At 72.3% G+C, this 13,639-nt stretch carries 8 protein-coding genes; 4 read left to right on the plus strand and 4 right to left on the minus strand.

What is annotated here, in order from left to right; all coding sequences use genetic code 11:
- Positions 1-10 precede the first annotated feature (10 nt).
- Positions 11-817 carry a GNAT family N-acetyltransferase gene (locus tag ACFYXE_RS24240; RefSeq protein WP_389315574.1) on the minus strand — a complete coding sequence of 269 codons (807 nt, stop codon included), beginning with the start codon at positions 815-817 and terminating at the stop codon, positions 11-13.
- A 38-nt stretch (positions 818-855) separates the two neighbouring features.
- Positions 856-1,779, minus strand: coding sequence for an NADP-dependent oxidoreductase (locus ACFYXE_RS24245; RefSeq protein ID WP_389315502.1), 924 nt, complete (start codon positions 1,777-1,779; stop codon positions 856-858).
- A gap of 277 nt (positions 1,780-2,056) precedes the next feature.
- On the opposite strand from ACFYXE_RS24245, the gene ppk2 reads away from it, so the two are divergent.
- A complete protein-coding gene (ppk2, locus tag ACFYXE_RS24250) occupies positions 2,057-3,022 on the plus strand; it encodes a polyphosphate kinase 2 (protein ID WP_389315504.1) in 966 nt (321 codons plus the stop codon).
- A gap of 60 nt (positions 3,023-3,082) precedes the next feature.
- On the opposite strand, the gene ACFYXE_RS24255 is transcribed toward ppk2, so the two are convergent.
- Together ACFYXE_RS24255 and mgtA are read right to left on the minus strand one after the other, a co-directional pair.
- Positions 3,083-4,279 carry a serine hydrolase domain-containing protein gene (locus ACFYXE_RS24255; RefSeq protein WP_389315506.1) on the minus strand — a complete coding sequence of 399 codons (1,197 nt, stop codon included), beginning with the start codon at positions 4,277-4,279 and terminating at the stop codon, positions 3,083-3,085.
- Positions 4,280-4,369: 90 nt separating this feature from the next.
- Positions 4,370-7,129, minus strand: a complete 2,760-nt coding sequence (gene mgtA / locus ACFYXE_RS24260; RefSeq protein WP_389315508.1) for a magnesium-translocating P-type ATPase — start codon at positions 7,127-7,129, stop codon at positions 4,370-4,372.
- A 497-nt stretch (positions 7,130-7,626) separates the two neighbouring features.
- Here mgtA and ACFYXE_RS24265 point away from each other — a divergent pair, with 497 nt between their 5' ends.
- The 3 genes from ACFYXE_RS24265 to ACFYXE_RS24275 all read left to right on the plus strand — a co-directional run bounded on the left by ACFYXE_RS24265 (position 7,627) and on the right by ACFYXE_RS24275 (position 13,410).
- The gene (locus ACFYXE_RS24265; RefSeq protein ID WP_389315510.1) at positions 7,627-9,684 is read left to right on the plus strand and encodes a phosphocholine-specific phospholipase C; all 2,058 of its coding nucleotides are present in this window, start codon (positions 7,627-7,629) and stop codon (positions 9,682-9,684) included.
- A 110-nt stretch (positions 9,685-9,794) separates the two neighbouring features.
- Positions 9,795-12,347, plus strand: a complete 2,553-nt coding sequence (gene valS / locus ACFYXE_RS24270) for a valine--tRNA ligase (RefSeq protein WP_389315512.1) — start codon at positions 9,795-9,797, stop codon at positions 12,345-12,347.
- Between the two features lie 88 nt (positions 12,348-12,435).
- Positions 12,436-13,410 carry a phospholipid scramblase-related protein gene (locus tag ACFYXE_RS24275; RefSeq protein ID WP_389315514.1) on the plus strand — a complete coding sequence of 325 codons (975 nt, stop codon included), beginning with the start codon at positions 12,436-12,438 and terminating at the stop codon, positions 13,408-13,410.
- The last annotated feature ends 229 nt before the right edge of the window (positions 13,411-13,639 follow it).

The raw sequence follows: 13,639 nt of genomic DNA on the forward strand, positions 1-13,639 counted from the left end.
GACCGTCCTGTCATTTCCCCCCGTCCCCGGCACCGTCCCCGGCACCGTCCCCGGCACCGTCCCCGGCACCGTCCCCGGCACCGGCACCGGGGACGGCCCCTTCCCCGCCCGGCACCCGCGCCGCCCGGAACTCGGTGGTGCGCCGCAGCCGGAAGCCCAGCGACTCGTAGAGGCGGATCGCGGAGGTGTTCCGCGCCGACGTGTGCAGGAACGGGGTCTCGCCGCGCTCCCTGATGCCGTGCGCGACGGCCAGGATGAGCCGGGTCGCGAGCCCGTGGCCCCGGTGGGCGGGGTCGGTGCAGACCGCGCTGATCTCCGTGTGGCCCGGCGGGTGCAGCCGTTCACCGGCCATCGCGACCAGGGCGCCGCCCCGGCGGATGCCCAGATACGTGCCGAGTTCCACGGTGCGCGGCAGGAACGGGCCGGGCCGCGTCCGCGCCACCAGGTCCAGCATCTCCGGCACGTCGTCGGCACCGAGCCGCACGGCCTCGGGGTCCGGTGCGGCCGCCACCCCGTCGTCGACGAGCTGCACGCCGGGCATGGTGAACGTCTCCTGCCACCCGTCGGGCAGGCCCACCGTCACCCCGGGCAGCGGGACCTCCGCGCCCGGTCCGGCGAGCTCCGCCAGGTCCGCCCAGTCGGCGGCCGTCATCTCGGCGGGCAGGGCCAGCCACGGCGACACGTCGAGCGGATAGCGCAGCACCCGGCCGCGCCGCTCGGCGAAGTGCGCGTGCGGGCCGGTGAGCGAGGCGAGGGCGGGATGGTCGAGGGGGTGCGGCGGCGCGGCGGGGCCGGCCCCCGCCGATGTGCGCGGCAGCGTGTCGGTGGCCGAGGCCGCCGGCCCGGTGGTCGCCGTCACGCGGTCACCTCGATCACGACCTTGCCGCGGGTGTGCCCGCTCTCGACGGCCCGCAGCGCCTCGTCCGCGCGCTCCAGGGGGTACGTCGCCGTCACGTGCGGGCGCAGCACGCCCGCCACGGCCAGGAGCGCGATCTCGTCGAGGACGGCCGCGGTGCGGGCCCGCTCCACCGGGGCGCCGCCCAGCTCGGCCACCGTCTCCTTGGCCGCCGCCGTGATCAGCTTCTTGCGGTCGGTCAGGAGCTGCGCGACCTCCGCCAGGTCCGCGCCGCCCACCAGGTCGAAGACCGCGTCGACGCGGCCACCGGGCACCGCCTCGCGGATCCGTTCGGCGAGCCGCGGCCCGCGCGGCACGTGCACCGCGCCGAGGGACTCGACGAACTCCTTCTTGCCGGCGCTCGCCGTGCCCACCACGCGCAGCCCGAAGTGCCGGGCTATCTGCGTGGCCGCCACCCCGACGCCGCCGCCGGCCCCGGTGATCAGCAGGGTCGCGCCCGCGGGCAGGTCGAGCTGGCGCAGCCCGTCGTACGCGGTGGCCGCGGCGACCGGCAGCACCGCCGCCTCCGGGAAGGAGAGGGTGTCCGGCTGGTGCGCGGCGATGTCGGCGGGGACCAGCGTGTACTGCGCGAACCCGCCGGTGACCGGGTTGCCGAAGACCCGGTCGCCGGGTGCGAACCCCGTGACGCCGGGCCCGACCCGCTCCACCACGCCCGCGACCTCGCTGCCGAGGACCTCCGGGCCCGTCAGCGGCCCCTGGCCGGGGCGGCGCTTGCCCGCCCGCAGCTTCCAGTCGACCGGATTGACCCCGGCCGCGCGCACCGCGACGAGCAGCTGGCCGGGTCCGGGCTCCGGTGTCGCGAGGTCGAGGAAGGCCTCCACCTCCGGACCACCGTGCTCGGTGAATGCGTACGCCTTGGGCATCGGAACTCCCTCACTTCGATCGGCCGTCCGTCCGTCCGGCTGTCTGTCTGTCGATGTCGTGCGACGGCGTGCGACGGCCTGCGAGGCCTGCGACATCCGTAGAGGACGACCAGCAAGATCGGCCGGCTATTCCCGGCCCGCCGCAGCGTTCACGAAGCCGCAACAGGAGCCTCCACCAGGTCTCCGGCCGCGCTGCGGGCAGAACGTCCCTCGTGCGGGCAAGCTTTTGGCGAAGGCGGAGAAAAGTCTTCGAGGACTTCGAGGAGAGGCGGACGCGGTGGCGGCGACCGAGGCACATGAGGGCGACGACGACCTGCTCGCGGGTCTTTCGGTGGACGACGCCCGGCCGGAGCGTCCGGTGCTCCTCGACGAGGAGGGGCGGCCCCTGCGGACCTGGCGGGAGAACTACCCGTACGCGACGAGACTGCGCAGGAAGGCCTACGAGCGGCACAAGCGCATCCTTCAGATCGAGCTGCTGAAGCTGCAGAAGACGGTGCGGGAGCACGGCCTGCGCGTGGTGGTCGTGTGCGAGGGGCGCGACGCGGCCGGGAAGGGCGGCACGATCAAGCGGTTCACCGAGCGCCTGAACCCGCGCGGCGCGCGCACGGTGGCCCTGGACAAACCGAACGAACACGAGGCGGGCCAGTGGTATTTCCAGCGGTACGTGGCCCAGTTGCCGTCGGCGGGCGAGATCGTCTTCTTCGACCGGTCCTGGTACAACCGCGCGGGCGTCGAGCCGGTGATGGGGTTCTGCACGCCCCAGGAGCACCTGCACTTCCTGCGGCAGGCCCCGCTGTTCGAGAAGATGATCACCGATGACGGCATCATCCTCATCAAGTTCTGGTTCTCCGTCTCCCGGGCCGAACAGCGCACCCGCTTCGCGATCCGGCAGGTCGACCCGGTCCGCCAGTGGAAGCTGTCCTCGACCGACGTCGCCTCCCTGGACCTGTGGGACGCCTACACCTACGCGAAGGTGGAGATGTTCCGCGCCACCGACACCCCGCACGCGCCGTGGACGGTGGTGAAGACCAACGACAAGCGGCGCGGCCGTCTTGAGGCGATGCGCCACCTCCTCCTGCAGGTCGACTACGAGGCGAAGGACACCGAGGCGGTGGGGAAGGCCGATCCGCTGATCATCGGGCCCGCCAACACCCTCCTCGAGCCGGGCGAGGACGCCACGGACCTCTCGCCCAGCAAGCTCGCCGACCACACGAAGGGACCCGGCCGGCACCCCCGCGGATGACCCCGCCGCGCCCACCCGCCGTCACAGCCCGACGGCGGACGCCACCTCGGCACACCGCGCTCAGCCCTGGAGCCCCAGCCCCCGGTACAGCGCCCCGACCAGGTGGATGCTGCGCAGGTCCTCGCCGGAGGTCCCGGCACCCATGCGGTTCATCGTGTACGCGTACGAGACGCCGTTCTCCGGGTCGGCGAAGGCGTACGACCCGCCCATGCCGCCGTGCCCGAACGCCCGGGGGTTGGGGCCCGCCTGCCCGTACTGGTTGAGCATGTAACCGAGGCCCCACGGCCAGGTGTCGGCGAGCGGGGTCGCCGTGCGCAGCACCAGGTCCGGCTCGTCGCCCTCGCCCTGCGGGGTGCGCAGCCGCTCCAGTGCCCCGGCGGACAGCAGCCTGCCGCACGCCAGCTCCGCGTAGACGGCGGCGAGGCCGCGCGCGGTGGCATGGCCGTTGGCGGCGGGTATCTCCGCGCCGCGGTAGGCCGCGCCGTTCACGTCGCCGAGCGGCACGTACTGCAGGGCCAGGGTGGCCGGCGCCATCGGATGGTCCGTCAGCCCGGCGACCGGCGGCTCCGGGGCGTCGCCGAACGCGCCGCGCGACGGCGGCGAACCGGCGCGGCGGACCGGCGGCGCCATGTCCGCGCACCGCCCGTGCTCGCTCGGCGGTGTGCCGACATGGACGTCGGCGCCCAGCGGCCCGGTCACCTCGGTGCGCAGGAACGTGCCGAGGGAGACCCCGCTGACCCGGCGCACCACCTCACCGACCAGGAAGCCGAACGTCACCGCGTGGTAGCCCTGTGCGGTGCCGGGCCGCCACCACGGCCGCGAGGCCGCCAGCGCGGCGGTGACCTTCTCCCAGTCGTAGGCCGCGCCCCGCTCCAGCGGCTCGTCCGGCGCGATCAGCCCGGCCCGGTGGCTCAGCAGCCAGCGCACCGGGATGTCGTCCTTTCCCGCCTGCGCGAACTCGGGCCAGTAGTGCGCGACGGGCGCGTCCAGGTCCAGCGCGCCGCGGTCCACGAGCAGATGGGCGCAGAGCGCGGTCATGCCCTTGGTGGTGGAGTAGACGTTGACCAGCGTGTCCCGCTCCCAGGGGCGGGTGCCCGAGCGGTCCGCGTCACCGCCCCACAGGTCGACGACGAGCTCGCCGCCGACGGTGGCCGCGACGGCCGCGCCGAGTTCGTCCCGTTCGGCGAAGCTCCGCTCGAACTCCTCGCGCACCCCCTCGAATCCGGGGGCGCAGGTGCCGTGGACGCGCTCGGTCATGACTCTCCTCGGCGGCGGAGGGGGCAGGGGCGGGTGCCGCGGGCCGTCCGCGCATGGTTGCCCACGGCACCTACCTTTGCAAGGGGTCCGTCACAGCCAGGCGTGGTAGCGCCGGATGTACCAGCCCTTCACGACCTGCGTGAGCACGCAGTACGCGACCAGCGTCCCGACCAGCCACGGGAAGTAGCTCATCGGCAGCGGCTGCATCGACAGCGCGGCGGCCAGCGGGGAGAACGGCAGCCACAGGCCGAGGACCATCACCGCACCCGTCGTCACCAGGACCGGCAGCGAGGCGCGGGACTGGAGGAACGGGATCTTCCGCGTGCGGATCATGTGGACGATGAGGGTCTGGGACAGCAGCCCCTCGACGAACCAGCCCGTCTGGAACAGCGTCTGCTGCTCGGGGGTGTTGGCCCGGAAGACGTACCACATGACCAGGAACGTCGAGATGTCGAAGAGCGAGCTGATCGGGCCGATCCGGATCATGAACCGGCCGATGCCCTTCGCGTCCCAGGTGCGCGGCTTGCGCAGGTACTCCTTGTCCATCCGGTCCCAGGGGATCGCCAGCTGGCTGACGTCGTAGCAGAGGTTCTGCACCAGCAGGTGGATGGCGAGCATCGGCTGGAAGGGGATGAAGGCCGAGGCCACCAGGACGGAGAAGACGTTGCCGAAGTTCGACGACGCGGTCATCTTGATGTACTTGATGGTGTTGCCGAAGGTCTGACGCCCCATCAGGACGCCCTGTTCCAGGACCATCAGGTCCTTCTTCAGCAGGATGATGTCCGCGGACTCCTTGGCGATGTCCACGGCCGTGTCGACGGACACGCCCACGTCCGCCTCGCGCAGCGCCGCCGCGTCGTTGATGCCGTCCCCGAGGAAGCCGACCGTGTGCCCGTCGGCCTTCAGGGCGCGCACGATCCGCGCCTTCTGCACGGGGTTGACCTTGGCGAACACCGTGGTCGTACGGGCCAGTCCGATCAGCTCGACGTCGTCGATCCCGTCGATCTCGGCGCCGGTGACCAGCTCCCTGACGTCCAGGCCGACATCGGCGCAGACGCGGGCGGCGACCAGTTCGTTGTCGCCGGTGACGACCTTCACGGCGACGCCGTTGTCGGCGAGCGCGCGCAGGGCCTCGGCCGCGTCCTTCTTCGGCGGGTCGAGGAAGGCGAGGAAGCCGATCAGGGTCAGCTCCGTCTCGTCCGCCACGGAGTAGGTCGTGCGCTCCGCGGTGTCGGGGTCCACGGGGAAGGCGCGGGTGGCGACCGCGAGGACGCGCAGGCCCTCCCGGTTGTGCCGCTCGGCGAGCTGGACGGCGTGCGCGCGCAGCGTGGCGGTGAGCTCCACGCGCTCGCCGCGGTCCATCAGGTGGCCGCACCGGTCGAGGACCTCCTCGACCGCGCCCTTGGTGATGAGCGTGTGCTCGGCGGCGGGACCGGCGAGTTCGTTGCGGCGCAGCACGACGGACATCCTGCGGCGGGCGAAGTCGAAGGGGATCTCGTCGACCATCGTGAACAGGTGGTCGACGACAACCTCTTCGGCCTCGTCCACGCGGTCGACGACCGCCTGGTCCATGAGGTTGCGCAGGCCCGTCTGGAAGTGGGAGTTCAGGTACGCGTACTCCAGCACCTCCCGGTCCTCCTCGCCCCGCGTGCCCAGGTAGCGGTCGAGGACGACGCGGTCCTCGGTCAGCGTGCCCGTCTTGTCGGTGCACAGCACGTCCATCGCGCCGAGGTTCTGGATTGCGTTGAGCCGCTTGACGACGACCTGGTGCCGGGACATGGCGACGGCGCCGCGGGCCAGGTTCGCCGAGACCACCATCGGCAGCATCTCGGGGGTGAGCCCGACCGCCACGGACAGCGAGAACAGCAGCGCCTGGTCCCAGTCGCCCTTGGTGAAGCCGTTGATCGCGAAGACGACCGGGACCATCACCAGCATGAAGCGGATCAGCAGGAAGCTCACCCGGCGCACGCCGAGGTCGAAGGCGGTCTGCGGGCGGTCGCCGGTCAGCGCGCTCGCCATCGAGCCGAAGTACGTCCCGGCGCCGGTCGCGACGACCACGCCGGTCGCCGTGCCGGAGGTCACCGTCGTCCCCATCAGGCAGAGGTTGTCGGCCTCGACCGGGTCCGTGGTGTCCTGCTGGCCCAGGTCGTGGGCGCGGGTGTCGGCCTTGGCGACCGGCAGCGACTCGCCGGACAGCGCGGCCTGACCGACCATCAGGTCCTTGGCGGTGAGCAGCCGCAGGTCGGCGGGGACGAGGTCGCCGGCCGCCAGCTTCACCAGGTCGCCGGGGACGACCTGCTCCATCGGGATCTCCTCGGTGCCCGCGGTCTCGCTCCAGCGCCGCTGGACCGCGCAGGAGGTGGTGACCAGCGCCTTGAGCGCCTCGGCCGAGCGGGTGGAGCGGAACTCCTGCCAGAACCGCAGCAGGGCGCTGATCAGCACCATCGAGGTGAGGATGTAGACGCCGGGGTCGGCCGGGTCCTGCCAGTACATGACGGCGGCGAGCACGACGAGCACGCCGATGAACGGGTTCCAGAAGGACAGGGCGAGCTGCGTGCTCCAGTGCGGCGCGCGCTCGTGGGCGACGGTGTTGGCGCCGAACCGCTCCATGCGCTCCAGGACCTGGTCCTGGCGCAGGCCGCGGGTGGTCGCGCCGAGGGCGCGCAGGACGTCGCGGGCGGGCCGGGAGCTGAACTCGGCGAGCAGGGCGCCGACTTCGCGGGTGCGGGCGTCCAGCTCGGCGGCCTTGCGCTCGCGGCGCGGGGTCCTGGGGCTCTTGTCGCCCGTGCGGTGGGTCTCGGGGTTCTCGCCTGGCGGGGCCAGGCGCACCTGGGGAATCAGCTTGTTCATGGCAAACCTCCCTCCGTGCCCGGGCATGGCGAAGCAGGCCCGTGCACGAGGACATGACGGTGTGAATGTGGTGTGAAAGAAACCCGGTGCCGGAAACGGCGCAATGCCGTCAAAAGGGCAGGGCTCGGTGCCGCGTCACGAGCGCGGCGCAGAAAGCGGAACGGCGGCGGAAAGCGGCCTGATCAGGCGCGCGGAAAGCGGCCTGGGAAAAGGTCACCGCTGACGCAAGGACTTCCTCCGGGACTCATCCCGAACACCTCCTTGCGGTCGCGGGACGGAGAAGAACGCACCGCACAACGGTGCACGGCCAAGTCAGACACGCCTGTTCCGCTATGTCAAATGTGGGACCTAAGTCCCAAATGACCGGGACTTGTGTCCTGCCCACCAGAGGTTGGACTTCTCTTCACACGGCCGTCACAGACCCTTCCGTATGGCTTGCTCCCCTTGGCACACTTCACCCGCTCGCGTCCCCCACAAAACACGAGGTCGGAATACACATGCCTGAACTCAATCGGCGCCGCTTCATGCAGCTGGCCGGCGGCACCGCGACGTTCGCCATGCTCAACCAGAGCATCGCCCGCGCCGCGTCCCTGCCCGCGCGGCGCGCGTCCGGCACCATCAAGGACGTCGAGCACGTCGTCGTGCTGATGCAGGAGAACCGCTCCTTCGACCACTACTTCGGGACGCTGAAGGGCGTACGCGGATTCGGCGACCCGCGCCCCGTGACCCTGCCCAGCGGCAAGCCGGTGTGGCACCAGAAGAGCGGCGCCAAGGAGGTGCTGCCCTTCCACCCGGACGCCGAGAACCTCGGCATGCAGTTCATCGCCGGCCTCGACCACGACTGGGCCGGCGGCCACAAGGCGTTCAACAACGGCGCGTACGACCAGTGGATCCCCGCGAAGTCCGAGCGGACCATGGCGTACCTGGAGCGCGACGACATCCCGTTCCACTACGCGCTCGCCGACGCGTTCACGGTCTGCGACGACTACCACTGTTCGTTCATGGGGGCCACCGACCCCAACCGCTACTACATGCTCTCCGGCCACGTCGGCAACGACGGCAAGGGCGGCGGCCCCGTCCTCGGCAACCAGGAGGCGGGCTACGACTGGACGACGTACGCCGAGCGCCTGGAGCAGGCGGGCGTCTCCTGGAAGGTCTACCAGGACATCGGCGACGGCCTGGACGCGGCCGGGCACTGGGGCTGGATCGACGACGCCTACCGCGGCAACTACGGTGACAACTCGCTGCTCTACTTCAACAAGTACCGCAACGCCAAGCCGGGCGACCCGCTCTTCGACAAGGCCCGCACCGGCACCAACGCCAAGGCGGGCGACGGCTACTTCGACATCCTGAAGGCCGACGTCAAGGCGGACAAGCTCCCGCAGGTGTCCTACATCGCCGCCCCCGAGGCGTTCTGCGAACACCCCAACTGGCCGGTGAACTACGGCGCCTGGTACATCGCGCAGGTCCTGGACGCGCTCACCTCCAACCCCGAGGTGTGGGCCAAGACGGCGCTGTTCATCACGTACGACGAGAACGACGGCTACTTCGACCACGTCGTGCCGCCGTACGTCCCCAAGGACGCCGGCCAGGGCAAGTCCACGGTCGACACCAAGCTCGACCACTTCCCCGGCAACGCCTCCTACGCGGCCGGGCACTACGGTCTGGGCCAGCGCGTCCCGATGATCGTCGTCTCGCCGTGGAGCACCGGCGGCTTCGTGAACTCCGAGGTCTTCGACCACACGTCGATCATCCGGTTCATGGAGACGCGCTTCGGCGTCCGCGAGCCGAACATCTCGCCGTGGCGCCGCGCGATCTGCGGCGACCTCACCTCCGCCTTCGACTTCGGCGGCAAGGACACCGACCCGGCGCGGCTGCCCGACACCGACGCCTACGAGCCGCCGGACAACAAGCGCCACCCCGACTACGTGCCCAAGGCGCCCGCGAACCCGGCGCTGCCCAAGCAGGAGCGCGGCTCCCGTCCCGCCCGTCCGCTGCCGTACACCCCGGTGGTCGACGGCGCCGCGGACGCCGCGGCCGGGAAGTTCACGCTCACCTTCGGCGGCGGCGCCAAGGCGGGCGTCTGCTTCCACGTCCGGTCCGGCAACCGCACCGACGGCCCCTGGACGTACACCGCGGAGGCCGGCAAGACCGTCTCCGACACCTGGAACTCGGCGTACTCCAAGGACGCGTACGACCTCTCGGTGTTCGGCCCCAACGGCTTCCTGCGCACCTTCCGGGGGCCCGGCAAGAAGGCGGGTCCCGAGGTCGTCGCCCGGCACGACGCCAAGACCGGCAACCTCAAGCTGACCCTGAAGAACGCGGGCAGCACCGACGTCAACCTCACGGTCACCAACGCCTACGGCGGTGGCGGCCAGACCTTCAAGGTCAAGGCGGGCGCCTCCGTGCAGCACACCGTCGACCTGCGGTCGACCAAGCGCTGGTACGACCTGACGGTGAAGTCGGACGGCGACACCGGCTTCCTGCGCCGCCTCGCGGGCCACGTGGAGACGGGCGCGGCCGGCGTCAGCGACCCGGCGATCATCACCGCCTGAGGGGTCACCGGGGGCCGGGGGCCTTTCCCGGGCCCCCGCCCCCGCCGGGCCCGGCGGGGGCGGGAAAAGGAGAGGCCGCGACCGGCGGCCCCCGGATAGCATCCGGGGGCATGACGAACGCGTCCCCCGGCCCCTCCGGGATCCCCGACAAGCCTGCCCTCGACGGGCTCGAGGCGAAGTGGTCGCAGCGCTGGGACGCGTCGGGCGTACACACCTTCGACCGGTCGCGGACACGCGAGGAGATCTTCTCCGTCGACACCCCGCCGCCCACCGTCAGCGGCTCGCTGCATGTCGGGCACGTCTTCTCGTACACGCACACCGACGCCGTCGCCCGCTACCAGCGCATGCGCGGCAAGGAAGTCTTCTATCCCATGGGGTGGGACGACAACGGCCTGCCGACCGAGCGGCGCGTCCAGCACAACTTCGGCGTCCGCTGCGACCCCGCCCTGCCCCACGACCCCGACTTCGTCCCGCCCGAGCGGCCCGGCAAGCGGCAACTGCCCGTCTCGCGGCGGAACTTCATCGAGCTGTGCGAACGGCTCACCGCCGAGGACGAGCGGGCCTTCGAGGACCTGTGGCGGCGCCTCGGCCTCTCCGTCGACTGGTCCCGCACCTACCGGACCATCGGCTCCGAGGCGCGCGCCACCTCGCAGCTCGCGTTCCTGAACAACCTCGCGCGCGGCGAGGCCTACGTCGCCGAGGCGCCCACCCTGTGGGACGTCACGTTCCGCACGGCGGTCGCCCAGGCGGAGCTGGAGGACCGGGAGCGGCCCGCCGCCCACCACCGGCTCGCGTTCCGCGCCGCCGACGGCGGCGACGTCCTGATCGAGACGACCCGGCCCGAACTGCTCCCCGCCTGCGTCGCCGTCGTCGCCCACCCGGACGACGAGCGCCACCGGCACCTGATCGGCGGCACGGTCCGCACCCCGCTCTTCGACGTCGAGGTCCCCGTCGTCGCGCACCGCCTCGCCGCGCCCGACAAGGGCACCGGTATCGCGATGGTCTGCACGTTCGGCGACACCACCGACGTCACCTGGTGGCGCGAACTGCGGCTCGCCACCCGACCGGTGATCGACTGGGACGGCCGCTTCCGCACCGAGCCGCCGACAGGGATCGAGGCACCGGACGCCGTCGCCGCGTACGCGCGGCTGTCCGGAGCCACCGCCCACACCGCGCGCGAACGCATCGTCGGGATGCTGCGCGAGAGCGGCGGCCTGCGCGGCGAGCCGCGCGCCGTCACCCACGCGGTGAAGTTCTTCGAGAAGGGCGACAAGCCCCTGGAGATCGTCACCACCCGCCAGTGGTACATCCGCAACGGCGGCAGGGACGCCGGGCTGCGCGACCGGCTGCTCGCCCGCGGCGCGGAACTGGCCTGGCACCCGCCGCACATGCGGACCCGCTACGAGAACTGGGTCGGCGGCCTCAACGGCGACTGGCTGATCAGCCGTCAGCGGTTCTTCGGCGTCCCGGTCCCCGTCTGGTACCCGCTGGACGGCACGGGCCGGCCCGACCACGACCACCCCATCGTCCCGGACCGGGCCGACCTGCCCGTCGACCCGAGCGCGCAGACCCCGCCCGGCTACACGGCCGACCAGCGGGGCGCGCCGCACGGATTCGCCGGCGACCCGGACGTCATGGACACCTGGGCGACGTCCTCCCTCACCCCGCAGATCGCGGGCAAGTGGCTGACGGACCCGGACCTGTTCGCGCGGGTCTTCCCGATGGACCTGCGTCCGCAGGCCCACGAGATCATCCGCACCTGGCTGTTCGCCACCGTCGTCCGCGCCCACGGCGAGCACGGCGCGCTGCCCTGGCGGCACGCGGCGATCTCCGGCTGGATCCTGGACCCCGACCGCAAGAAGATGGCGAAGACCAAGGGGAACGCCGTCACGCCCGGCGACCTGCTCGACCGGTACGGCTCGGACGCCGTCCGCTACTGGGCGGCGAGCGGCCGCCCGGGCACGGACACGGCGTTCGACGTCGGCCAGATGAAGATCGGCCGCAGGCTCGCCACCAAGCTCCTGAACGTCGGCACGTTCGTGCTCCGCCTCGGCGACGGCGGAGCGCCGGTCACCGAACCGCTGGACCGGGCGCTGCTCGCCGACCTGGCGTCGGCCGTCGAGGAGGCCACCGCCGCCTTCGACGCCTTCGACTACGCCCGCGCCCTGGAGCGCACCGAACAGTTCTTCTGGCGCTTCTGCGACGACTACGTCGAACTGGTCAAGGCCCGCGCCTACGGCGACCACGGCGGGCCGGGCGCCACCGGCTCGGCACGGGCCGCGCTGCGCACCGCGCTCGACGTGCTGCTGCGTTTGTTCGCGCCGGTCCTGCCGTTCGTCACGGAGGAGGTGTGGTCGTGGTCGCGCGAGGGCTCGGTGCACCGGGCGGCCTGGCCGGACGCGGCCGAGCTGTGGGCGCGGGCGGGCGACCCCGCGGTCCTCGCCACGGCGTCGGAGGCCATCGCCGCGGTCCGCGGGGCCAAGTCACGGGCGCGGCTCTCGATGCGGGCGGAGGTCGCGGCCGCCCGCGTCACGGCGCCCCGTGCCGTCCTCGACCGTTTCGCGGCGGCGCAGGGCGACGTGCGGGCGGCGGGGCGGATCGCCTCGGTCGAGGTGGCGGAGGCCGCCGAAGAGGAGTCGCTGCGGGTCGAGGTGACGTGGTAGAGCCGGTGTGCGGGGTGGGGTGAGTCGGAGGTCACACCCCCGCAAAGGACTGGCGGACGGCCGGTATCCGCGGGGTAGGGTCTCCGGCGTGACCACGCATTCGAACACTCCTGCAGGTTGGTACCCGGACCCCCACGGCGCGGCCCAGCTGCTCCGCTGGTGGGACGGCTCCCAGTGGACGGAGCACACCAGCCCGGCCCCGCAGGGTCAGGCCGCCCAGGCCCCGGCCCAGCAGGTCCCGCAGCAGGCGCAGCCCGCGCAGCAGCAGCCCGCGCAGGCCCAGGCCGCCCCGCAGCAGGGCCATTTCGGCACGCCGCAGGGGCAGTTCGGTCAGCCGCAGGCGCAGCCGGGCCAGTTCGGGCAGCCGCAGCAGGCCCACCCGCAGGCCCCGGTGGGCGACCCGGCCAAGGTGCAGCGCCAGGTGCAGCAGCAGGCCGGCGTCGCACCGTCCGCGCAGGGCGGCGGCACGCTGTTCACCGAGCCGGTCCTGGTCGTGAACCAGAAGGCCAAGCTCATCGAGCTGACCAACGAGTACAGCGTCATGGACCAGGCGGGCAACACGCTCGGCACGGTGGTGCAGGTCGGCCAGAGCACGCTCAAGAAGGTCGCCCGCTTCGTCTCCAGCGTCGACCAGTTCATGACGCACAAGCTGGAGATCCGGGACGCGTACGGCCAGCCGCAGATGCTGCTGACCCGGCCGCGGAAGGTCATGAAGTCCCGGGTGATCGTCGAGCGTCCGGACGGCCAGCAGGTCGGCGAGATCGTCCAGCAGAACATGATCGGCAAGATCAACTTCGGGATGATGGTGAACGGCCAGCAGGTCGGCGCGATCAAGGCGGAGAACTGGCGCGCCTGGAACTTCTCGATCGTCGACCACGCGGACAATGAGGTCGCCCGGATCACGAAGACCTGGGAAGGCCTCGCCAAGACCATGTTCACCACCGCGGACAACTACGTCCTGCAGATCCACTACCAGCTGCCCGAGCCCCTCCTGAGCCTCGTCGTCGCGACGGCCCTGACGGTGGACACGGCGCTGAAGCAGGACTCCCGCGGCCTCGGGTGAGTGCGCCCCGCCCTGTACGGCAACGGCGTGGGGGGGGGGCCCCCCCCCGGGGGGGGGGCCCCCCGGGGGGGGGGGGGGGGGGGGGGGGGGGGTGGGGGGGGGGGGGCGGGGGGGGGGGGGCGGGGGGGGGGGGGGGGGGGGGGGGGCGGGGGGGGGGGGGGGGGGGGGGGGGGGGGGCGGTAGTTTCCTGCGATGCCCGCCGAATCCGCAGCCCGCGCCGAGCCCGTCG

This window comes from Streptomyces sp. NPDC002564 (genome assembly GCF_042889645.1).
Taxonomy (GTDB): domain Bacteria; phylum Actinomycetota; class Actinomycetes; order Streptomycetales; family Streptomycetaceae; genus Streptomyces.